Here is a 24,606-nt window from a genome sequence, read left to right on the forward strand (position 1 = left end):
GATATTAAAGAGGAATATTATGCCCAAAATGTATATGGATAATATGAGAAGGAGCAATGATAATATGTACGCCCGATACTCAGAGGACGGACATTATATGCACGAAGAACTTGTTAATACAATTCAAGAGTGTGAAGCAACTTGTGAGCACATGACAAACCACGTATTGAAATTGCCAGATATTCAAAAAAGGACAAAACAAGTTATGCTGTTGAATGAGTGTGCAGACATATGTGGATTGACTGCCAATTATATCGCGCGTGGTGCAATGTTTTCCAAACATGCTGCTCAACTTTGTGCATGTATATGTGAGACATGTGGCGAAGAATGTTCAAGATTTAAGGATGAGATGTCACAGGAATGCGCTCAGATTTGTATGCACTGTGCAAGAGAGTGTATGAATTTTGTGAATATGATGTAGATTGCTTGAACTTAGAAGGAGGCCTTGAAGCCTCCATTTTTAAATCCCATATTTACCAGTCGATGAATCCATGAAAAGCGGAATGTGTGGGGGAGCAAAGGTGAAAACTATAAAGGTAATAGCCAAAAAAATTAGTATAATTATAGAAATATACAAGCAAATTTGCTTGAGGTTTGCATATAGATATACATGAAATGCCAAGATTTGCCCAACTGCTACACCAAGGAACAACGAAAATATATCAAGTATTAGTGATTCAATGCCCCAAGCACCTGTATAGGTATAAAAGAAGGACACGATAATAAGTACACACACCAAAATTGCTACCACACAGGAAACAAACCATTGAGTGGCAGAGATTATCTTGCTTTTACTAAGTACAAAATACGCAACAACCCACCAAATGAGCATAGGCCAAAATGTCATTTTCAAATGCTCCCAAACACTTTCATTGGTTGGAGCAAAAAGTCCAACTATTGTTAAATTGCCTGACCATTCATAAACAAAGTGTAACAGACTTCCAACAATAATTAGAACTGGTATTCCCAAATATATACAGTTTTGTACGGATTGGTTTTTTTTCATCATTACAATCACATCCGGTATAAAGTTTATTATAGTATATGTATAAGCAGCTAGAGCTTATGAGATTTTTATCAATTTGAGGGTGAATTTAAAAAGAATGGTTCAGTATTTTGATGAGTTAGATAGATGAAAATGACATTGAATAAAAAAGAAGTATTAGAAGATATTATTAATAGGGAGAATGATATATTGAAATATGCATCATTTAAAAGGAGAAAAACTATGGGCCAGTTTAGTGCACAAATTGATGTAAGGACAATAGAACCCAAAGAGAAACACCCTAAAATATTTGAGACATTTGATCTACTGAAATTAGGACAGAGTATGGAATTGATTAATGATCATGACCCGAAGCCATTGCAATATCAATTAATGGCAGAAAGAGAAGGTCAATTTCAATGGGAATATTTAGAAGAAGGTCCAGATCTATGGAGGGTAGGAATTGTAAAACTTTAAAGTAAGCTAAAGCAGGCTTTCAAATGATCTTTTGAGAGCCTACTTTATTGATGACATATACAAAAAAATAGTATTGACTTATAAAAAATATATGTTTAATTCTATTGTAGAAAAAGCAGGAATTTAGTATAATGTTGAGATATAACTGAAACTGTGGATTAATGGTGGTGATAAAATGAAGGTTAGAAATTTAAGTGTAAGAAACAAGATATTAATTTATATTCTACCTGCTATCATTATAACAATATCTTTGATAACATATATGACGTATGCATTAGTTAAGCAAATAGTTATGGAAGAGTACCTTAATCATAAAGAGCAGGTTGAAGCACATGTGATTGATTCGGTAAGCCTTATAGACGCAGGCTTTAGAATGCTAGAAAAAAACATTGAAGAAGAAATGGAAAATGGAATAATAGAATTTAAGGATGAGTTTGAAAAAGCTGGTGGGGATCCTGAAAATGTATCACTTGATGTGATAAAAGCAAAGATGGATGGAAGGTTTGATCTGATTATAATTGATAGCCAGACTACAATCATAAAGTCTACTTCTCCGGATGCATTAAATTTTAACTTTATGCAATTTGATAAGGATTTGGGTAAGGAGATAAATAAAATAAGGTTATCTAAGGAAATTAGTCATGAGAGAATAAGAACGAATGTAGGAACTGGTTATTTGAGTAAATTTACCTACATATCAACAAATGACCATAAGTACGTTTTGGAAATTGCATATACTGAAGGAGGCCTCAGTTCGATTATTAGTGAACTGGAACCTTTAAAAATCACGAAAGAATTAGTTGAAACAAATGAAATTGTCTCAAATATAAGAGTTTTTGATGCTTATGGATATCAGTTTGTAGATAGTGGAGAAAATTATGAACCCACTGAAGAGAGTTTGGAAATAGTAAAAAGAGCAAAAAAGGAATTAAAATATGAGGTTGAGGATGGGAATATAGCAAAAAGCTATTTCTTTATTGACTTAAGTGAAAAGAAACAAACCATGACTGATAATAGTAAGGTAATCGAGATAACCTATGACAATACTGTTAGGTTAAATAAATTGAATAAAATTACATATTTTATTTTTTCTACATGCTTGTTGGTTGCAATATTTGTAGTTATTATCATGGTTATTTTAAGTGAAAAAATAACCTATCCTATCACGGTTTTATCTGGTATAGCTAAGCAAGTAGCAGGAGGGGATTATGATGTAATTGCAAAAAAAATAAGTCGTGATGAAATTGGTGAGCTTGTTGATGTATTTAATTCTATGATTGAAAAAATCAAAGAAAATTTCCATAAAATCGAAAAACAAAAAGAAGAACTTGAAGATTATAGTAAAAACCTTGAAAACAAAGTGGAAAACAGGACAATGGAATTAGTAAACACTAAGAACTTGTTGAAGGATGAGAGGGAGCTTTTTAAGGCTACCTTGTTATCTATTAGTGATGGGCTAATTTCAACTGATAGAAATGGAAAAGTAGAAATTATGAATACTGTAGCTGAAGAACTTACTGGTTGGTCACAAGAGGATGCAATCGGTAAACCCTTTGAAGCGGTTTTTCATATGATAAACGAATACACAAGTGAAAGGTGCGATTGTCCTGTGCGAAAAGTGCTTGAAACAGGTGGTATTAATGAACATACGAATCAAATAGCATTGCTTTCTAAAAATGGGACTAAAAGACCTGTAGAAGAAAGTGCTGCACCTATTAGAGATGAGCTTGGAAATATTAATGGCGTTGTAGTAGTCTTTAGAGATTTTACTGAAAAGAAAGAAAAACAAGAAAAAATATTATACTTGAGTTATCACGATCAATTAACAGGATTATATAACCGAAGATTTTTCGAAGAGGAACTAATAAAACTTGGTGTAGAGGAAAAATTACCAGTAACTCTTGTTATGTTAGATGTGAATGGATTAAAGCTAGTCAATGATGCCTTTGGCCATTCGGTTGGAGATATACTCTTGAAAAAAATAGCGAAGGTTTTTAAGAGAGAATGTCGTACAAATGATATTGTTGCTAGAATTGGTGGAGATGAGTTTGTAATCATATTACCGGAAACTAATTTCAAGCAAACGGAAATGATTTTAATACGAATAAATGATGAACTTAACAAGGAAAAGGTTGAGTCTATTAACATTTCAGTGTCCTGTGGTTGGGAAACGAAACAAAGTGTAGAAGAAGACATTATGACTGTTCTTAAAAAAGCAGAAGATTACATGTATAGACGTAAGCTATCTGAAAGTTCTAATATGCGTCATAAAACTATAGAAGTTATCATAAAAACATTATATGAAAAAAATCAAAGAGAAGAAAAACATTCGAAACGAGTTGGCAAATTATGTGCTGCCATTGGAACTGCATTAAGTTTAAGCCAAGATGATATTAGGGAACTCAAAACAGCGGGGTTAATGCATGATATAGGTAAAATTGCTATAGAAGATACTATTTTAGATAAAATGGGAACACTTAATGAGTTAGAAAGAATTGAAATTGAGAGGCACCCAGAGATAGGCTATCAGATTTTGAGTTCTGTAAATGAATTTGCACCACTAGCTGAATATGTTCTTTCTCATCATGAACGCTGGGATGGAAATGGCTATCCAAAAGGACTAAAAGGCAATGAAATACCTTTGGGAGCTAGGATTATTGTAATTGCAGATGCTTATGATGCTATGGTCAACAACAGACCTTATCGCAAGGTCTTAAGTAAGGAAGCAGCGTTGGAAGAAATAAAAAGGGGCGCAGAAATATTGTATGATCCAAGAATTGTAAAGATATTTATTGAAATTATGAATTAATTGATGCTGGTAAGTTATAATTCGATCTGTTTTGTTAATTCCAAATATTGATATGCTTTTTTGTATTCTTCTAAATGAGAATAGCATTTACTTAACTCTTCATATATTGTAACAAGACCGCTTTTACAAAAGGTTTCCTTAAAAAAGGGTATGGCCTTTTCTAAAAAAGGGATGGCTACTTGATGTTCTTCTTTGTAATAGTGGGCTGAACCAATTAACATATAATAACGCCCTTTATCATGGTTATCTAGTTCATTCATTTCTATCAAACCGATCCTTTGTAGCACATCATCATAGTTGCCTTCCGCAAGTGATATATAAATGCTTTGAATAGCTCTTGAAGCAATCATTTTATGTATCATATCGGTAGCTTTATTATCATACTCTTTAGATGCATCTATTGCTTTTAAATAGCAATTTATCTCTGATAATTGGCTATAGACATTATACAAAACAATATTTGAAGCAAAAAACATATCCTTTTCGAAAGTTAGAATTTTTTCCAGAACCATATGAGCGCTTATATAATCGCCAGAATCTCTAAAAGCTGTTCCGGCTTTACTGCAGCAATTGATGTAAATATCTTTAATTAAGTCGTTATTATGATAGATAGATTCTTTTTCAAGAACTTTCTCGATTTTATTAATACATTCTATATAATTATGATCTTCATATACGAGTAATAGTTCTTCTATAATGAATCCTTGATCGCTTTGATCTCGGTCCATAAAATAACTGATCGGTTTATCAAGAACTGAAGCTATGTGTTCTATGGTTTTTATAGAAGGTGCTGCATTATCATTTTCAATTTGGCTAAGCATATTACGTGTAATAAAGTCTCCTGCAAGTTCCTTCTGTGTCATCTGTTTTGCAATACGTGCTTCCTTTACCTTTTGACCCAATGTCATTTCTCGCATTTTAGCACCTCCAATGGTAAATTTTATTTACCCCATTATAACGGATATGAATAGCTATTTCAAGAAAAATTTGCATATTTATCAGAAAAAGCTGCGAAAACCCAATAAAATCCCAATATACTCTTATTTGTGTTGACAAATCTCTAACGATATCATACAATATAGTAAATAACACTTACCATATTTGCAGTGTAAGGTTTGTAAAGGAGGTCTTTGTATGAACGAGTGGTGGGAGGGGTTAAGCTCATTGCAGAAGTTTTTTTATTTTGTTTCAATACCTTCAACCATTATTTTGGTACTCCAATTTATACTTTCTTTTTTAGGAATTGGAGATCAGGGGGATGTAGACTTTGATTCGGATTTAGATATCGGGGATCAAGATATTTCAGGATCAGCAGAAGCAGCGGATTTTAGATTTGTAAGCTTAAGAGGTATCATTGCATTTTTAACTATATTCGGATGGGTAGGGGCAGTTTTATCTTCCGATGATGCCAATGTGGGATTTGTCTTTATAGTTTCAACAATATCCGGATTTTTGGCAATGGGATTTGTTGGTTATATGTTTTATGTGGTATCGAAATTGCAATCCAGTGGAAACTTAGATTACAAGAAAGCGATAGGTGGTTTTGCTGAGGTTTATATACCAATATCAGCAAGTAATGCGGGTATTGGTAAGGTTCAAATTATGGTTTCTGGGCGACTCATAGAAGCTGATGCGATTACACATGGTGATGAGTCACTTAAAACAGGTCAAATTGTCAGAGTAGTCGATATTTTTAATGGATCAATCATTGTTGTAGAAAAAGAAAAAGAATAATTGGATAGGAGAGAATAAAAAATGGATTTAAATATACTAGTTTTAATCATAGTTATAACCTTATTGGTATTTGGAACGATTGTTGCTTTATTTGCTCGTTATAAGAAGTGCCCTTCAGATAAGATTTTAGTTGTATATGGTAAAGTAGGTAGAAATTCAGAAGGTGAGCACAAAAGTGCAAAGTGTATTCATGGGGGGGCAGCATTCATCTGGCCTATTATCCAAAGTTATCATTTTTTAAGCCTTACACCCATTTCTATCGTTGTTAATTTAACAGGAGCTCTTAGCAAACAGAATATTCGTATCGATGTACCTTCAAGATTTACGGTTGGTGTTTCAACTGAACCAGGCGTTATGCAGAATGCAGCAGAACGTATTCTTGCATTAAAACAAGAAGAAATTGAAGAGCTTTCAAAAGATATTATTTTTGGGCAATTACGTTTGGTTGTTGCAACTATGGATATTGAAGAAATCAATACAGATCGTGATAAATTTTTAGCTGCTGTTTCCAGAAATGTAGAGACAGAACTTAAGAAGATCGGGTTAAGATTAATTAACGTAAATGTTACAGATATTAAGGATGAATCCGCCTACATAGAAGCACTAGGTAAGGAAGCGGCTGCAAAGGCAATCAATGATGCTAAGAAAACAGTTGCTGAGAAAAACAGAGATGGTTCTATCGGTGAAGCAAATGCACAAAGAGATCAAAGAATTCAAGTTGCAGAGGCCAATTCCTTAGCTGTTCAAGGTGAAAATGAATCTAGAGTTGTTATTGCCAACTCAGAAGCATTACGTCGTGAAAAAGAAGCAGAAGCTTTAAGAATTGCAACTGCTGCTGAGAAAGTACAAAGTGCTAAGGCGCTAGAAGAAGCATATAAATCAGAAGAACAGGCTGAAAAAGCTAGAGCAAGCCTTGAAAAGGCTACTAAAGAGGCAGATGTCATTATCAATGCTGAGATCGATAAACGTAGAGCTGAGATTTCAGCTGAAGCAGATGCAGAACAACTAAGAAGAAGAGCTAGAGGTGAAGCAGATGCAATCTATTCTAAGATGGAGGCAGAAGCACGTGGTATACAAGAAATCTTAAGTAAACAAGCGGCTGGATTTAAAGCGATTGTAAGCGCTTCTGGTGGAAATGCAGAGGACGCAATAAAATTGATTATTGCTGATAAGCTTGAAGATCTCGTTAAAACTCAAGTTGAAGCGATTAAGAATATTAAAATTGATAAAATTACTGTATGGGATAGTGCCGGTTCTGAACAAAATGGTACTTCAACCTCTAATTTTCTAGCAGGCTTGATGAAGTCTATACCGCCAATGAATGATTTGTTTAATATGGCAGGTATGGATTTGCCTAAATACTTAGGGAATGAAAAGAATGAGAATCAAGATAAAAAGGAAACCCAAGAGTAATTAAAATTTATAAAAACTATATTCATAATTTGATTTGAAATTACAGATAGGAATTGAATAAAATACCGGTTGGGTGGAAATCACCTTAACCGGTTTTTTGCTAAAAGATTCTTTTGTGTTTGAATTTTTTCATGAGTTTTGTTACAATTAAGCATAGAATCATTGGAGGAAAGCTGATGAAATATTTTCTTAGATCTTGGCAAACAATCGTTATTTCTATTGTTTTCTGGTGTGTGCTCAATGAAAGCTTTGCTTTAAATCGAATACTTGAAGGTTTTGTTGTCGCCTTTATTGCTTCTTTACTTATTCGTTTTCTTTTTACTGATCAAGGAGTCTCCTCAATTTCATATAAACTACCTGTTCTTTCGTTAATAAAGCTATTCATCATCCTGTGCTGGAATATTTATCTCTCAGCACTAAGAACAATAAAAATTATTTTATTTCATTCCCCATCTACAGCCATTGTTCATGTTTATACACAAGCAATTAACAAATGGCATAAGTGCTTAATTGCTAACGCAATCACATTAACACCTGGTACAGTAACACTTAATCTTAGTGATGATGAACTTATTGTACTATGGCTTTCTCCAACTACACAGAAACCGAATGAAATGAACGATATCATATTGGGACCTTTTGAAAAGGCGTTAGGTGAGAGGAGATTAGTAAATGATTAGTTTAATCATGTTTATATTATCGCTGTTATCTTTGTTTTTATTACTAATCATTATAAAAGGCCCTAGTATTTGGGATCGAATACTTGGTTACAATATATTTTCTTCAATAATGATTCTATTAATAATGCTCTTTTCTACACTACATGATAGATCCTACTTACTAGATATCGTTATCGTATACACCTTGTTAGGCTTCATTAGCATTGTATTTATTTCGCGATTTGTTCAAGGAAAGGGGAAGATTTAATGTCATTATTTGAAATTCTTGGTTATATTTTTATGGTGATTGGAGTCATTCTTATTGCTATAGGCATTATTGGACTTCACAAATATCGTGATTTTTATATACGAGCTACAATCGCATCACTTATAGATACTGCAGGTTTTATTAGTGTAGCGTTTGGACTTCTTCTACATCATAAGCTTTCTTTTTTTACACTTAAAATTGGTATCATCATTGTGCTGATGTTGTTACTTAATCCGCTAGCTACACATACAATTGTGAGGAGTGCTTATTTAAGTGGTCACGAAGAAAAAGAGGAGGATAAAGATGCTTAACATTTTTTTGGTTATGACGATTTTATTTGCTATTATGGCCATCGAAACTGCAGTTTTACGACATGCAGTTATATATGCAGGTATTTATTCTCTGTTATGTTCATTTGTTTATTTATTATATCAGGCACCTGATGTGGCAATTGCTGAAGCAGTTATTGGTTGCACGCTTTCAACAGTTTTATTTTTAGTTGCTATACGTAAGTACAAAGTGTATAGAGTTTATTACTGTTATAGTGCAGCTACATCAAAGAAAAAACATGATATCATTAAAAAAGCGCGACATATTTTAACGAATTTTTCGCTTTCTATTGAGTTAGAGCTAGATTTTATCCTTTCAAAAAATACCGCAGCCCAGGTAATAACGCATAGTTCCTACGATTTAATCATAGAGCAGAATCAAAATCAACTCACAATATTTGGTGATGTAACCAATTATCATTTCGAAGAGATTAAAAAATGGTTTGCTGATTCTGGCTTATCCATCGAATATTGCCCATTATTTGGACAAATTGAGGATGAGCGCCTATGAGAAAAAAATTAATAGCATGCTTTATGATTGCTGTGTTTATTGCCATTCTCGCTTCGCCTGTCGTACCCATTCGTACGGCTTCCTTTTTACACAACTATTATATTCAGAATTTTACCAAGGATACTGGTGCCCTTAATAGCGTAACTTCAATCTATTTGAACTACCGAATTTTCGATACGCTTTTTGAAACCCTACTTTTGCTCATTAGTGTCATTGGTATTATCTATTTTTCAAGACATGAGGGTGATTATTAATGGAAGGGACATCATATTTATTAAAAAAAACAATGGGTGCAGTTTATACCTTTATTATTATTTTCGGCATCTATATTATATACAATGGTCATATATCTCCGGGTGGTGGTTTTCAAGGTGGGGCTATATTAGCCGCTGTCTTTATAGTACATTATTTGATTACTGAAGATAAAAGTATTCGTTTAGAGTTCTTAACACTTCTTGAAAAAATTCTTTATTTTGCGATTGTATGTTTTTCTATTGTTTTCGTTTTATATAATAACAACAAGTTATCAATGGAAGCAAAGAGTCTGTATTTACTTTTGATGAATATACTGATTGGCATTAAAGTTTGTTGTGGTTTAAGCGTTGTATTTTTTAGATTTGTACTTTTTGAAAGCAGGTGATAAGGATGACGAAGTTGATTACTGGAGAAACTGTAGCGATTGCACTTTTTTGTATTGGTCTATATGGGTTGTTAGCTAGGAGAAATATTATAAAAACTGTAATCTCAATAGGAATCATTGAGTCTGCCGTAATTTTATTTTTCTTAACAATTGGCTTTTCAGAAGATGCGCTACCACCAATCGGTGAAAATATTATTGTAAAAACCGTAGATCCTGTACCTCAGGCTTTAATGATTACGACAATTGTAATAGGTGTAGCTGTAACAGCGGTTGCCTTAACAATGTTTTTAAGTTTATATCATCGTTATGGAACTACGAATTGGAAAAAGGTAATGAAGAAGAGAGGTGAGGAGGAATGATGTCTTTGTTTTGGCTCGTACTATTGCCAATACTGATCGCAATATTAAGTTATATTATTGGGGCCACTAAGTCGAAGTACTTTATTTTGGTTTTTCAAGCCTTCTTTTTTATCATGGCTTTTATAAATTTCAATACGATTAAGCACCAAGGGGCTATCGTTGAAAACCTAGGTGATTTTCCACAAGGAATTGGAATTACACTTTATTGTGATAACATTGCGTCAGTACTCATACTCTTAAATATTTTTTTGTTTTCAGGTATGATTTTGTTTAGTATTCATAAAGAGTATATGAACAAGCTGTTCCTTTTACTATTTTTAATATTGCAAGGGCTATTGAATGGTATTTTTCTGTCCAATGATTTATTTAATCTCTATGTTTTGATTGATCTTGCAACAATTGTTGTCAGCATATTAATTATGTTTAAAAAGGACAGTCGCTCCATTTACGATGGCATGATTTATTTGCTTGTAAATATTGTTGCTATGTTGTTCTTTTTGCTAGGAGTAGGATACATTTATAAAATTTTTGGTGTATTAGATATGACTTTAATTCATGAAAGAATGGCACAAGTAACTGATGCAAATGTTTTAATACTACCGTATTGCTTCCTTATGACTGCAGTTGGCTTAAAAGCGGCAATTATGCCATTGTTTAGCTGGCTTCCAAGAGCGCATGGAACACCCTCTGCCCCATCTGTTGTATCAGCAATTCTATCTGGATTGTACGTTAAGGGGGGCTTATATTTATTTATTAGAATACAGGATATGTTTCAACCATACCTGGATACACAAAATTTGTTTTTAATATTAGGGTTTTTTACAGCAATTGTTGGATTCATAATTGCCCTTTCCCAAACCGATATAAAATTAATTCTCGCATACCATACAGTGAGTCAAATTGGATTAATCATCTTTGGATTGTCAATTGGTAATATAGATAGTTATTGGGGGAGTATTTATCACATTTTAAATCATGCGATATTTAAATCAGTTTTGTTTTTAACAGCAGGAATTATAATTGAGGTCTATCAAACACGAGATATTCGTCAAATACATGGTGTTTTTCAACGGATGCCGTTTGTAGCTACTGTTACTATAATTGCGATTCTTGGTATTACTGGGGCACCGCTTTTTAATGGCAGTATTTCTAAATACTTAATTCATAGGGGTACCACAAGTATTCTTGAATATGGTTTGATTATAATTAACTTAGGGACGGTCATATCTTTTGTGAAATATAGCTCAATGTTTAAAGGCCAGATTGGTGAAGCTGTTCATAAAATTCCATTAAACCAAAAGATAGTTACTTTTTTTCTTGCTAGCATCTGTTTTAGCGGAGGAATTTTTGGTTCTAGGATGATTCAGTATTTATTTAATATTACGGTTACCGTTTCTTTTTCTGGGTATGTTCAAAAGTCAGTAGTTTATATATTGAGCTTGGTAGTTGGGTATCTTTTTTACAAATATATTTACAGGCACATTCCCCTATTTAAAAAAATACGTGATATTGAATTAAGCTTTCCGTCTATTTGCTTATCTATCGTGGTCTTTTTCTCGGGGCTTCTAGTATTTATGCTGATTACCGCCTAACAAGATGAGTGCTTTTTCTTTTCAAATCTAAATATAAATGGTATAATTTCAAATAGGTCTATATTACTATATATTTACCTACGATAAATGCCTCATAGGATGGTGATATTTTGAAAAAAGCAATCATGATATTGTCAATCATATTGACTTTGTTGATGATTTTACCAGTTTTAAGTAGAGTGAACAACACGAATGAAACTAAAAATGTCCTGGTAATCCATTCCTATCATAAGGGCTTATCATGGACAGATGAATTTCAACGAGGAATTGAAGAAGAGTTGCAGCTTGATCATGTCGAGATTATGGTTGAATATATGGATTGTTATCGATATCATCATCCTAGTTATTATGAAGAGCTCTTCAACTTTTATTTGCAAAAATACAATCACGACAAAATAGATGTTGTTATTATAACTGATAATAATGCTTATGATTTTTTGAAATTATATCATGATCAATTGTTTGTAGATGTCCCTATTGTTTTTGCAGGTGTTAACAACTTTACTAAAGAAGATTTGTTTCATGAAAATATAACAGGGATTGTTCAAAATGCTTATCAAGAAGAAATGATAAACTTGATTTTGAGCCTTGATAAAGATATAGATACAATTTTACTTTCGGGTTCTAATTCTGCAACTGCAATAGCAGATGCAGAGGTTTTAATAAGAGTTGGAGAAAGTAAATATAAATCAATTCGATTTGATAGTATGTTAACTGAAACCTTTGAGGAGCAGATTGAAGCAATTAAATTATATGGCACAGAGGTTGCAATTATCGCTTCAGGAACAATGAGAGATAAAAATGGAATATTTCTTGATCATACAATGTTTTCATCAAGATTAATAGAAGAAACAGGAAAACCAGTTTATGCAATGGCAACAGCTTATATCGTGGAGGGTGGTGCAATTGGTGGAGTAGCAGCTGACTCTTATGTAGATGGAAAGATAGCCGCAAATTATGCTGCAATGATCTTGAAGGGTAAGGCTATATCAGAACTGCCAATTATTGAAGATCCTAAAGCATATAATATATTTGATTATAATCGTCTGAAACAATTTAACATTGATATGGATATGCTGCCAGAGGATAGTATCATTCTAAATGGTCCATCCATGAAGCTATTAGTAGATAAAAAGCACGTTAATTTAGTTGTTATTGTAATTGTTTTGATGGGTATACTTATTATCGGATTCATTGCTAATAGTATTAGACAGAAAAAAGCAGAAAGAATCATTATGGAAACAAAGAGGAAGCTTAGGCAGAACAATTTTGAATTAGAAGCAAGTAATAAGTTCTTATTAGATAGTAAAGAAAAATTAAATAAGCAATTTGATGAATTAGCAGAAAAAAACGCGCACATAGAATTTTTAGCTTATTATGATTCCTTAACTCGTTTAATGAAAAGAGATATGTTATGTAATACATTATCAGAAATTATTGAAGCAAATAACAGAGAAAGCTTTTGTATATATGACATTGATATTATTAATTTAAAAACAATAAATGATACTTATGGCCATGACATTGGAAATGAAGTATTAAGTAGCATAGCAAAAAAACTAGCATCTTGCTACAAAGGCGATGATTTTCTGTTTGGAGCTCATCATAGTGAATTTATCGTTGTAGATTTTTCAGTAATTGATATTGAAGAAATGATTGCCAGGGCTCAAGAATTCATTAGCTGTATTAAGAGTGATTTTAAGATTAAAAATAAAGAGATTGAATTAGAAATCGGTATTGGTATTTCGGGGTATCCAATACATGGTAAAGATGCTACTAGTCTATTGAAAAATGCTAATATCGCCTTGCTTGAAGCAAATAAAAACGGAAAAAACACAGTATGTCTTTATCAAGAAATTTTTTATGATAATATCATGAATCGATTAAACTTGGAAAAGCAACTTAAGATGGCTTTGGTTAATGAAGAATTTGAATTGTTTTATCAACCGAAGATTGATACAAATAATTGCGATATAGTAGGCTGTGAAGCTTTGATTAGATGGCATCATCCAGATGGTAGTCTTGTTTTTCCGGGTAAGTTTATAGATATTGCCGAGGAGAGTGGACTGATTATTGACATTGGTGAATGGGTTATTATGCAAGCGTGTAGGCAAATTAAGGAGTGGAAGGCAATGGGAATTCACTTAACGGTATCTGTAAATGTTTCAGCCAGACAACTAATTGGAAGTAGTATATTAGATGTTGTAAAAAATGCAATTTCAACTTACAATATTGATCCTAAGTTACTCGAACTTGAAATTACAGAGTCGGTAATGATGCAGGATATTGGGCGTAATGCAAAGATAATGGATGAATTGAAAAAGTTAAATATAGGAATTGCTTTAGATGACTTTGGAACAGGCTATTCATCCATGAGTTATATCAAAGAATTGCCCCTTACAAAGCTTAAAATTGATAAATCATTTATAGATAATATAGAAGAAAAAGCACAAAGAGAAATCATTAAATCTATTATTGTGCTTGGACAAGCATTGAATTTTATTATTAATATTGAAGGTGTAGAGCGAGCAGAACAATTTAAAATTTTACAAGAATATAAGGCAGATGAAGTTCAAGGCTTCTTATTTAGCAAAGCAATTCCAAAGGATGAGATTCCAAAATTTATTGAGTCTTTCAATCATAATTTCAAGCATCTATATTGAGGTAGCTACATAGTATAAGGACTATAGATTTGAATTATTATTTAAATAGGTTTTCTAAATATTGACTCTACTAGTCGGTTATATTAATCTAAAAGTTGCTTGCAGAACCGTGGAAATCACTTAGTTCTGTATTGAGCTGAATTTAGGGTAATTTGCCGTATGGTAAAAAATCTCATATGTGTATTGACATTATAGAGTGTAAATTATATAATTATAATGGAATTTGTCTAATCATGAGGCATCTAATATATAATTTTAGATGGATTAGTAAATTTGAACGAAATTGGGGCTTTAATGAGAGGGCAAAGCAATATTGGCTATATTGCTTTGCTTAATGTTAAGTTGTTAACATTTTTGGGGTATATTTTTGTACACCCTTTTTGTCGTACGTCTTGCATTCCTATCTAGAAGTCCTAAGTAAAATCCCATTATTTAAATATCAAGAATATAAATTTAATTAGAGAGTATGAATTCTGTTTTTTAAGCATGCATAATTATGACGATGGAGTGCTTTATTCCGATTGTTTATATGCTTGGGTAAGTGTGAAAATGTAGTTATCAAGCAATTTACGAACGAATACTATTAGAAATGAGGTAGTGACAAGGTGCAAAAAAGTATATCCGAAAAGTTTATATTAATTCTATCTCAAAGAGATATTTCTCATCCAGCAGCCGGTGGTGCTGAGAAGTATTTACACAAAGCCATAAGTGTATTAGCTGAAAAGGAAAAGATTATACATTTAGGCTGTGCTTTTGATGGCTGCAAGAAAGAAGAAATAATAGATGGTGTTCAATATGTGAGGCATGGTAAAAATTTATTTACTGTCATTTTTTATGGAATAAAATTTTATCTACATAATCGCAGACAGGTGCTAATGGTAATTGACCATTCCAACACACATCAATTCTTTACTTTTTTATGGGTAAGAAAGAAAAGGGTGTTTTTTATCCATCAGCTGGCCCTAGACATATGGCCATATTACTTCGGTAAAATAGGGAACATTTTTTGGGTTTTAGAAGAGCTATTAATACGCTTGAGTCGAGGAAGAGCAATAACAGTTTCAGAATCAACAAAAAATGACCTAGCTTCTAGAAAGTTCAAGGAAATATATGTTGTACCTGAAGGCAATGACATCGTTTGTCATGAGTTACCATCAGACGAATCAAAGCAAGATTACTTACTTTATGTTGGAAGGATGGTACCCTATAAAAGGGTTGAGGATGCCATCTTGGTTGCTGCTAAGTTAGAGAAAAAATTAATTATCATTGGCAGGGGACCAAAGAAGTATACGGATTTTTTGAAAGTGTATGCAGAAAAGGTACAGGCTGATTGTGAATTCTTAGGGTTTATTTCAAAAGAAGAAAAAACTCAAAGAATGAAGGATGCCTACCTATTACTGATGCCATCTATTCGTGAAGGATGGGGGTTGGTTATTACAGAAAGTAGTAATCTTGGAACGCCATCCGTAGTTTACAATGTAAATGGAGTTATTGAGGCTGTAAATTACGGAAAGGCAGGATATATTGCTAAGAATATGAGTGTGGAAGGAATGCTGGAGGTGATTCGTGACATCACGCCAGAAGGCTACAAGAAAATAAGGGAAGATGCATTTGATTATTCTCTTAAATTTACTTGGGAGCAGACTGCACAAATATTTGCTGACACTATTCATTCGATTCTACAGTAATGGGGGCATTATTATGGAACAAATAAAAATCGGTGTATTAATAACAACTTACAATGATGATAAAATTATTAACCATTCTTTATCGGCAGCGTATAAACAAAATTATGAAAATTTACTTATTGTTTGTGTTGATGACGGATCCAAAATACCAGTTCAAAAACTGATACAATTTGAGCATGCAGAGGAACGCTTAAAAATTATTAACTTAGAGCACTCAGAGCGAGCGGTAGCAAGGCAAGCAGGTATTGATTACCTAAAATCAATGAATGTTGACTATTTCTTGTTCATTGATAGTGATATGAAGCTATCAAAAGGTTTTATTAAGAAGTCAGTAGAATTTATTCGTGAAACAGATGTTGATGGTATTATTTATCCTGAAATTGCCTATTCCAAATCACAAAATTATTGGACTAAGGTTAAGGTATTTGAAAGAAATTTATATCAAATACATTATGAACAATATACTTCTTCAAGCATTGAGGCGGCACGCATGTGGAAAACCACATCGTTTCTAGGTTTTGAAGAGGGACTAAAGGCATTTGAAGAAATACAACCTACATTAAAGGGCTTTGAAAACGGACAAAAAATTCTTAAAATTAAGGATGTGGCTATTTTTCACGATGAAAAACATGTAACCTTTTTAAACTTAGTTGCAAAAAAGAAGGGCTATTTTGTAAGCATGGGCGAGCATGAAAGTGTTAAGCTGAAAAATGTTTTACCACGTTTTTATTTTTTTAGAAAGCAACTATATTATAAAGAGAATTTAATTAAATATTTATCGAAGCCACATTTATTCGCGGGAGTTGTTGTTATGTACTTATATTTAAGCTTTTTGGCATTTAGTAACTTTATTTTATTAAAGAGAGGTGTTGAAAAATGTATGTAAGTATCGTAATTCCCTGTTATAATGAGAGCGCAAGTTTAGAGGCTTCGGTTACCAGTATACATCATACCGTTACGCTGTATTACGAAGTGTTTTTTAACGAATTTGAGATCATTTTGGTAGTAGAGAAATCTTCGGATAATACTCTTGAAATTGCTAGAAAGTTAGAAACAAAGTATAAACAAGTACGCGTTCTAGAAAATGACGCCACCTATGGGAAAGGTTATTCTGTTAGAAGAGGTGTTCTTGAATCATTAGGACAGTACATATTTGTAGTAGATGCTGATTTGCCAATTAATCTATATAAATATATTAGAATTATGATGTTATTGATTGAGGACCCAAAAGCAGCCGCTATTTACTGTACAGCTTTATGGGATAAGATAAACTTTAAAAAAAGAAAAAAGATACGAGCACTAACAAGCATAGGATTATTTATCTTAAGAAAGCTTATTCTGAAACAAGGCGTTTCAGACTCGCAATTTGGATGTAAGCTTTATGAGGGTGATGTAGCTAGAATGTGTTTTAACGATGTAAAGGTGAATAATTTCTTGTATGAGATTTATGTTACAGACTGGATCTTATCAAAGGGCTATCATATCGATGAATGTGCGGTTTCAGTAGAAAGCTTTTCTAAAAACAGTACTGTAAAATTATCTTCAATTGTTAATTCCTTTTTTACCTTCATGAGATACGCACTATTTGAAAGAAGGAGATTTATGAAAAAGCTATCACTTAGCAGTGTAAGAAGTTTTTTGATTGTGATTTCTATAGGACTAATAATGAGCTTTGTTCATGATGAAGCGGCATTAGCAGATAAAAAGGTAGAACTTATTATTGAATCTGAGCAGTTTTTTAATGAAGCGGTTGTACAGAATGTAGCTTACGCCTATGGAAAAAAGAAATCTCATCCATGGAAACCATAGCTTATGGTAATGAAGATGTTTCCTAATATGAAATTTAAAATCAACAAAAATAGTATGTACATTTTATTTGACTGGTCTGCAAGTGCCATCTCCTTTTTAACACTTTGGTATATTTATAGGTCTTCTAAGGATATTGTCGAGTTAGGATATGGTGGATGGTTACTCAATGTTTTTATGACAGCATTATTTATTTCATCTGCGGCTCAATATTACGCTATGTTTCGTTCAAAAGGCATATTAAATACATATATACAGTTTGTACCAATACTAGTAATTGAAATCGTCATACTTGCTTTCGTAGTTGATTTCGAAAGCTTAATCATTATTGGTGTAGCATTGTTATCTAATGTACTATTTGCATCATTTAGAGGGCATTTACTCGGCACAAATAGAATGGCGGAGGCGGCTATTGGTAATATTGTTGAACAATTACTTCGGTTTGCTTTTCTAGTAATATTAATTAAAAGTAATATTCAACTTTCGAAAGCTTTACTATTGAATAACTTATTAGCGTATATATGTACGATGTTGTTTGTAGTTGTCTACGTTATAGTGATAATAGAATATAAAAGTTTTAAATTCTATTTTGATAAAGAAGTATTTTGGTATGCAATTGTTATCGCTATTATTAATTTCATAATGAGTGGTGATATATTATCACTAAAAAATACCGCCAACATGGGTGATTTCGTTCTAGTAAAGCCGTGGGGACAGATTTTTTTGGTGCTATTGATGCCACTAATTAATATATTACTAGTAAAACTAAAGCAGAGAGAAAGTTACATAAACATACTAATTATGATTGCTATCATTTTTGTTGGCTATATGGGAGTGGGGTTGGTTTTCGGTAACTCAATCAGCCGATTGGTTTTTGGCTTTGAAGTATCGTCCAGCTATCATATATCAGCAGTTATTCTTGAACATTTATTCATTGGGTTCATACTTGTGTTAATGTATAAATCGTTATCTGAACGGATTTTTGAAAAAAAACTCATTATATCTATAGTATTTGGCTTAATTGTTTTGTTTACAAGCCCCATGATTGTACCAGGTATTAATTATTTTATCTTATGCCCTTTAATATTTGGTATAATTGCATTAGTTAATATGAATTGGAGCAACAAATATCAAAAAAGCTAGGTGGATAAAAGTATGAAAGCGCAAACCGATACTAAATATAATCATATATCACATAGAATTGTAAAAATAGCAAGTATAGCCGTAATGCTGATTACAATATTATATTTATTAAAGGATATATGGTTAGGTAATGGATATGTTATTTTTAGTGACTTAGATTATGGAATTTATGATCACAAATATATACAAAGAGTCTTTGGCATATTCAACGAAGGTTTTTCAAGCATGAACTTTTTTAATCTATCACGACTAATTTTTATCTTACCATTTTATTTGCTTTCATTGGTATTTGGAGGGTGGATTCCACATTTACTTATTAAATCTATTATAGTTGGAGTGATACTTATATCAGCTGCGGGCATGTATAAGCTTACGGATTTATTGTTAAAAGGACACTTTGGTCAATTTCGTAGTGCTTATCATTATTTCGGATTAATCGTTCCAGCAATATTTTATGCTACTAACCCATGGGTGATTTTTCGTATTCAACATATATTTCTGTTACCGGGATATGCGGTATATCCTTGGGTTTTATATTATTTTATACAATTATTTAGACAAACTACTGATACCCCTATCTATACTGAAAAAAAAATATTGATACCAATTACTAAAAAGCAAATAGTCTTAACGGGTGATCAATTACAAGACATCATTATTAGCATTAAAATGAGTCTCTTTATTGCAATTGGCTCAGCGGCAATTCATTACTTTTTCTTTTTCGTTGGAACAATTCTTTTTTTAAGTATCATTGTTCTCGTTCATAATATTCATATTAGTAAAAATGCAAAGAATAATATCAAGATATGGTTTGGGCGGCATCTAATGCTTTGGGGTATGACCTTAGTTGTATGTAGCTATTGGTTTGTACCGTATGTCTTATCTACATTGTTTTTAAATATTGAACCTGGGAATGTTAATGTTATTGACACCTTGGATATGTTTTCTAGGTATAGCAGTTTAAAAAATATTGTTTATTTAATAAGTTATTGGTGGCCGATGTTTGATTTCGGATACTATTTAGATAGTATGTTTTGGATATCGGGAGGCATACTGCTGTTTTTTATTATTAATATTACACTATATCGATTCAGTAAACATTTTTACATATCTTTATTTACTGTTACTACCTTAGGTGTTATAGCCTTAGCTACTGGCGTTAATTCTCATTATCTCGCAGATCTAAATGTTTTTGTAGTAACTAAAATACCCATTGTTGGACATATTTTTAGAGATCCGAATAAGCTTGTAGGTGTCATGGCTGCTTATTTCGCGATATTATTAGGCTTTAGTGTAGATCGTAATATTTTTTTGTTGCGACGGGAGGGTTATGGAAGGTTTTTCCAAATATGCTTTGTATTTACGTTATTAGGGATAATATTCTTATATATTAGACCTTTTGAAAAGGTATTTGTGCAGGGGTTTTATAAAACGGTTGAAGTACCCACACAATATCAAATGGTTAATGATAATCATAAAGATACAGAAGGTAAAGTGTTATGGTTACCAGCTATGGACAATATGGTTTTGAGTAATGGTGTTGCCAATTATTCGTGGAATACTATTTCAAATAGTGATGAACCGATAGGTTACTATAAAACAGTAGGAGATTTCCATTTTTATTCAAGTACAAAAAATGGAATATTTCAAAATGAGGGAAACATTGGTCTGGTTTCGTATATGTATTCGTTTGTACAGCAATTATTAGATAAAACAGGTGCACAAAATTTTGGATCTCTTGTTGCTTTCATGGGTTTTGATGAAGTAGCTTTTCATAACGATGTGTTAGGTCAAGAACAGAGACAAGCGTTTAACAAAGCAGTTTTGGATGAACAAGAGGACTTGGCACCTTACTATGAAGATAGTCTGTTTACCTTATATGATGTACCAGAAGGGCCAACAACAAGCGCAACTAAAACAAAAAAAAGTTTAATTCTATCAAAAGGTTTGTATCCCTTTCTATACATGTTGGACGATCAAGAGCTACTTGATGTCTATCCGAATAACACTGCTTTGATTTGGGAGCAAGGTGCAATGCAGCCCTTTACCTCTTCTGAGCAAGATATATTACTTGGGGATAATTCATTAGATTTTATATTACCGGCAATTGGGAAATCCTATCAACTTGATTTTTTTAATAAGGTAAATTCAGCCGACCCCAATATGGGTTGGGCTAAAACAAAAGCCAATACACCTGACTGGTCCTGGCTTATAAAAATAAATAACTTGAAAAAGGTTGACTTTGAATACGATTTTGGAGAAGGCTTTATCTATACGTATACTGAGAACCGTTTGAAAGTGCCAGCCTTTAAAATTAATGAGCTAGCATCAAAGCGGATGCTGAGTATTAAGGATATAGTTGGTGATTTTTTTAAATCAAATAATGATGATGTGCTAAAACTAACGGTATTTCCAAATGTCGAAAAGGGTGATGTGGAGAACATTCTTTATGGTGAAACAATGACTGTTTCCAATGGAAATAATTTGTGGCAAGTAGCCAGTTCTAAATTGATGTCCTTAAATAATCTAAGTGGTAGCTTTATTTCGGTAGATGCTTTAGTATCGGGAGTTAATGCTGGTGATTTACATTTCAAAATACATTTTTATAATGAATATGATGAGGAATTGAATGTTGCATATGTTAGCAGAGGTAGTGAATCAGCTAATTATAAAAAGAGTAAGCTTATTTGTAACACATATGTACCGCTAGAAGCAAAGAAGATGAAGATTGACATCATTAACTCTAGTTCTACAACAAAAAAATCTTTTTTCTGGATACATGATTTTAATATGTATAGCTTAACAGGATACCAAGAATTAAATACTTTAACAGCTGATATGAATGCAGAAAAGTATGGAGACTATCATGTATATACAAGGGTATTTAAATCAACAAGCGGAGGAAGTATCATTTTCTCAGATGGTATAACTGATAAAAGCATAGTATTAGAAAGTAATATTAATGGGTTTGAGTGGTTAGATCTTGGAGTAATGACTTTGGATGAAAAGGGGTTAACTCTGACTCCATCTGATGGGCTAACAGTTATAAATTCGGTAGTTGCAATTCCGACATCCCAGCACGATGCATTATTTAAACAGGCAAGAAGTAATTTGACTGGTCAGCAAGTAGACTATAGCTTGGCGTGTTTAGATTACGAAATAATTGAGGATACACCAGTTTACGGTCTTAATGATCAAATTTTATTTTCTAATTCGATAACGGGAGATTTGCAGTTTATCAATAATGGTGTAATGAGAAAGCAGATTGATATACTTACTAAGGATAAATATGTCTTCTCAATTACGGGTGACTTGAGCAATGCTGCTAGTGTTCGTTTTATCGATGAAAAAGGTTCTATTAATACACTAACAAGTTCAGATATAACTTCGATTAACAACAGATCTTTTGAAAATTCAATTTTCAAGACACAACAAGTAGTTAATGAATACTATCTAAATACTGAAAATGAACAAGCTATGCTGCCGGAGCTTAAAAGATATTCCTTTAAACCAATTATATTGGAGCCTGGACACTATACAATAGAGATTGACGTTAATACTGAGATTAATAATGAGGCTTATATTGATCAGCTACATGTGCTATTAGAGGATGAAATAACCATCCCAATGGAAATGTTTGATAATGATCAATATCTTCTAACTGTAGCAGCATCTATTAATAACCAATATAACATTCAGCAAACAGTGCAAGGTAACGTGAATACTTTTGTGAATGAACAGAGCAAAAGCAAGTTGTGGATGATATACACATTTAATCAAATCAAAGTCAAAAAAGGAGATATGATATTATTTAGGACTAAAGCCAATTCAGAAGGCTTAATTGATTTACACAGTAAGATTTTTTGGATGGATACGAACAAAACATTGAAAGAAACAACATATGTTGAGTATTTCCCTAAAAATGAGGAGTACTATACCTTAGTAGAAGCACCTTGTAATGGATACCTGCAACCGGCATTTTTTGCAAGAAGTGATGGAGAAAGTCAAGGTTACTTTGAGGTATCAGAGGGGCAATGTTTTAATATAATGGATTTTTCTAAAATTGAGGGAACAACATTAATACCGGAAACTATAGGAGTGAATAGTGTATATAATCAAGATAGTAGCTATGTTGTCTATAATGAAGCATATAATCCGTTATGGCGATTAAAAGGAGATAATAAACAAGCTCCTATTGTGATAAATTTCTTTAATAACGGGTACCTTGCTGCAGATGAAGCTAAATATGGATTAGAATTTGAATTAGTTCCAATGTTTTACATACTATACTATGTTTTTATTGTCTTTAGTTTTGCTGGTATAGTCGTATACATGTTAATTATATTTAATTGTAGACGGCATAAACTCTAAATACTTTTGAGGAGAAAGGATTATGAACAATACCGTTCTTATTATGGCAGGAGGTAGCGGTCAACGTCTTTGGCCTTTATCTACGCAAGAAAGACCAAAGCAACTTCTAAGTTTGTTTTCGGAACGTACTATGTTACGAGAAACTGTTGACAGAGTTTTACCATTAGTTGATGCAAATCGAATTTTTATTGCAACAAACATTATGCAGAGTAAGGCGATTATGAATGAATTGCCTTTTATCCCTACTCAAAACATCATTATTGAACCTGCTTTTAAGGATACGGCTGCAGCTATCGGGTATGCAAGTATATATATTGATTATTGTTATCCAGATGCAGAAATCATTGTTTTAGCATCGGATCATGTAATCAAAAATGAAGAAAGTTTTAGAAATGTATTGGTTACCGCTATTGATGAAGCTTACAATAATGGTTCTATTGTAACAATTGGGATTAAGCCGACTAAGCCGGAAACTGGATTTGGCTATATTGAAATTGAGCCAGATTCAGAGTATGGTGGTGTAGTTGCTGCGAAGCGATTCTGTGAAAAGCCATGTATTGAGCGTGCAATAGAGTATATAGAGCAAGGCAATTATTTATGGAATAGTGGTATGTTTATCTTTAATGTTCGTATTATTTTTCGGGAATTTAAGGAGTATATGCCAAAACACTATCAAACATTAATGGAAATGAAGAGCTTTGTTGAAACTGGTTTGTGGGGAGAAGCGCTCTCGGATGAGGTTGCCTTTTTTTTCGAAGCTTTTGAGAGAATATCTATTGACTTTGGTATTATGGAGCATTCCAAGGTAATTAAAGTAATACCCGCTGAGTTTGGATGGAATGATATTGGCAGTTTCACAGCGTTTGAGGATTTATTTGAACCTAATGAAAACGGAACAATTTGTAGATCTGTCAGAGTGAATGAACTGAATTCCAGAAACAATATTATTATTGGCACGAATAAGCAAATAGCGACCATTGGTATAGAGGATGTAGTTATCGTGCAGACGGAGGATACGGTTCTTATATGTAAAAAGGATCAAGTGCAGGATATTAAGAAATTATTAGGATAAGGAATGTTTATTCGAAATTGCATTATTATTTAGAAATCCAACGAATAATTTTTCAAAATATTGACACTTATAAAAATGTATAGTAGT

Annotated in this window: 22 protein-coding genes; 20 read left to right on the forward strand and 2 right to left on the reverse strand. The window is 32.6% G+C overall.

All coding sequences use genetic code 11. From position 1 onward, the window contains the following. Positions 1-97: 97 nt before the first annotated feature. A complete protein-coding gene (locus CVU84_07045) occupies positions 98-421 on the forward strand; it encodes a ferredoxin (GenBank protein PKM95184.1) in 324 nt (107 codons plus the stop codon). A gap of 39 nt (positions 422-460) precedes the next feature. Here CVU84_07045 and CVU84_07050 read toward each other — a convergent pair whose 3' ends face one another. Beyond that, positions 461-1,009: a hypothetical protein gene (locus CVU84_07050; GenBank protein ID PKM95072.1), complete on the reverse strand. Its 549-nt coding sequence runs from the start codon at positions 1,007-1,009 to the stop codon at positions 461-463. A gap of 219 nt (positions 1,010-1,228) precedes the next feature. Between CVU84_07050 and CVU84_07055 the strand changes: the two genes are divergently transcribed. After that, a complete protein-coding gene (locus CVU84_07055; GenBank protein ID PKM95185.1) occupies positions 1,229-1,462 on the forward strand; it encodes a hemerythrin in 234 nt (77 codons plus the stop codon). Positions 1,463-1,637: 175 nt separating this feature from the next. Further along, a complete protein-coding gene (locus CVU84_07060; GenBank protein ID PKM95073.1) occupies positions 1,638-4,271 on the forward strand; it encodes a hypothetical protein in 2,634 nt (877 codons plus the stop codon). A gap of 14 nt (positions 4,272-4,285) precedes the next feature. Here CVU84_07060 and CVU84_07065 read toward each other — a convergent pair whose 3' ends face one another. Further along, positions 4,286-5,188 (reverse strand): hypothetical protein, encoded by a 903-nt coding sequence (locus tag CVU84_07065; GenBank protein ID PKM95074.1) that lies wholly within the window; start codon positions 5,186-5,188, stop codon positions 4,286-4,288. Between the two features lie 217 nt (positions 5,189-5,405). Between CVU84_07065 and CVU84_07070 the strand changes: the two genes are divergently transcribed. The 17 genes from CVU84_07070 (at position 5,406) to CVU84_07150 (ending at position 24,519) form a co-directional block, all read left to right on the forward strand. Then, positions 5,406-6,005, forward strand: coding sequence for a hypothetical protein (locus tag CVU84_07070; GenBank protein ID PKM95075.1), 600 nt, complete (start codon positions 5,406-5,408; stop codon positions 6,003-6,005). Between the two features lie 21 nt (positions 6,006-6,026). Beyond that, entirely contained in the window at positions 6,027-7,418 is a 1,392-nt protein-coding gene (locus CVU84_07075) for a flotillin (GenBank protein PKM95076.1), read from the forward strand. Between the two features lie 131 nt (positions 7,419-7,549). Beyond that, complete coding sequence (locus CVU84_07080) at positions 7,550-8,098, forward strand: hypothetical protein (protein ID PKM95077.1); 549 nt, start codon at positions 7,550-7,552, stop codon at positions 8,096-8,098. Continuing rightward, positions 8,091-8,345, forward strand: coding sequence for a pH regulation protein F (locus tag CVU84_07085; protein ID PKM95078.1), 255 nt, complete (start codon positions 8,091-8,093; stop codon positions 8,343-8,345). Before CVU84_07080 ends, CVU84_07085 begins: the two co-directional genes overlap by 8 nt. Then, positions 8,345-8,656, forward strand: a complete 312-nt coding sequence (locus CVU84_07090) for a cation:proton antiporter (protein ID PKM95079.1) — start codon at positions 8,345-8,347, stop codon at positions 8,654-8,656. Before CVU84_07085 ends, CVU84_07090 begins: the two co-directional genes overlap by 1 nt. Further along, positions 8,649-9,185, forward strand: coding sequence for a hypothetical protein (locus CVU84_07095; GenBank protein PKM95080.1), 537 nt, complete (start codon positions 8,649-8,651; stop codon positions 9,183-9,185). Before CVU84_07090 ends, CVU84_07095 begins: the two co-directional genes overlap by 8 nt. Beyond that, positions 9,182-9,439 carry a hypothetical protein gene (locus tag CVU84_07100; protein PKM95081.1) on the forward strand — a complete coding sequence of 86 codons (258 nt, stop codon included), beginning with the start codon at positions 9,182-9,184 and terminating at the stop codon, positions 9,437-9,439. Before CVU84_07095 ends, CVU84_07100 begins: the two co-directional genes overlap by 4 nt. Then, entirely contained in the window at positions 9,439-9,825 is a 387-nt protein-coding gene (locus CVU84_07105) for a sodium:proton antiporter (protein PKM95082.1), read from the forward strand. The genes CVU84_07100 and CVU84_07105 overlap by 1 nt, the downstream gene beginning before the upstream one ends. Positions 9,826-9,830: 5 nt before the next feature. Further along, positions 9,831-10,184 (forward strand): sodium:proton antiporter, encoded by a 354-nt coding sequence (locus CVU84_07110; protein PKM95083.1) that lies wholly within the window; start codon positions 9,831-9,833, stop codon positions 10,182-10,184. Further along, positions 10,181-11,776, forward strand: a complete 1,596-nt coding sequence (locus CVU84_07115; GenBank protein PKM95084.1) for a proton-conducting membrane transporter — start codon at positions 10,181-10,183, stop codon at positions 11,774-11,776. Before CVU84_07110 ends, CVU84_07115 begins: the two co-directional genes overlap by 4 nt. A 110-nt stretch (positions 11,777-11,886) precedes the next feature. Next, the gene (locus tag CVU84_07120) at positions 11,887-14,439 is read left to right on the forward strand and encodes a hypothetical protein (GenBank protein ID PKM95085.1); all 2,553 of its coding nucleotides are present in this window, start codon (positions 11,887-11,889) and stop codon (positions 14,437-14,439) included. A gap of 605 nt (positions 14,440-15,044) precedes the next feature. Continuing rightward, positions 15,045-16,127 (forward strand): glycosyl transferase family 1, encoded by a 1,083-nt coding sequence (locus tag CVU84_07125; protein ID PKM95086.1) that lies wholly within the window; start codon positions 15,045-15,047, stop codon positions 16,125-16,127. Positions 16,128-16,149: 22 nt separating this feature from the next. After that, on the forward strand, positions 16,150-17,013 hold the full coding sequence (locus CVU84_07130) for a glycosyltransferase family 2 protein (GenBank protein PKM95186.1): 864 nt from the start codon (positions 16,150-16,152) through the stop codon (positions 17,011-17,013). Next, the gene (locus tag CVU84_07135; protein ID PKM95087.1) at positions 17,004-17,936 is read left to right on the forward strand and encodes a hypothetical protein; all 933 of its coding nucleotides are present in this window, start codon (positions 17,004-17,006) and stop codon (positions 17,934-17,936) included. Before CVU84_07130 ends, CVU84_07135 begins: the two co-directional genes overlap by 10 nt. 3 nt (positions 17,937-17,939) lie before the next feature. Beyond that, on the forward strand, positions 17,940-19,076 hold the full coding sequence (locus CVU84_07140; protein PKM95088.1) for a hypothetical protein: 1,137 nt from the start codon (positions 17,940-17,942) through the stop codon (positions 19,074-19,076). A 12-nt stretch (positions 19,077-19,088) separates the two neighbouring features. After that, positions 19,089-23,447 carry a hypothetical protein gene (locus CVU84_07145; GenBank protein PKM95089.1) on the forward strand — a complete coding sequence of 1,453 codons (4,359 nt, stop codon included), beginning with the start codon at positions 19,089-19,091 and terminating at the stop codon, positions 23,445-23,447. 22 nt (positions 23,448-23,469) lie between these two features. Next, entirely contained in the window at positions 23,470-24,519 is a 1,050-nt protein-coding gene (locus CVU84_07150; protein ID PKM95090.1) for a mannose-1-phosphate guanyltransferase, read from the forward strand. Positions 24,520-24,606: the final 87 nt, after the last annotated feature.

The organism is Firmicutes bacterium HGW-Firmicutes-1 (assembly GCA_002841625.1).
Taxonomy (GTDB): Bacteria; Bacillota; Clostridia; order Lachnospirales; family Vallitaleaceae; genus HGW-1.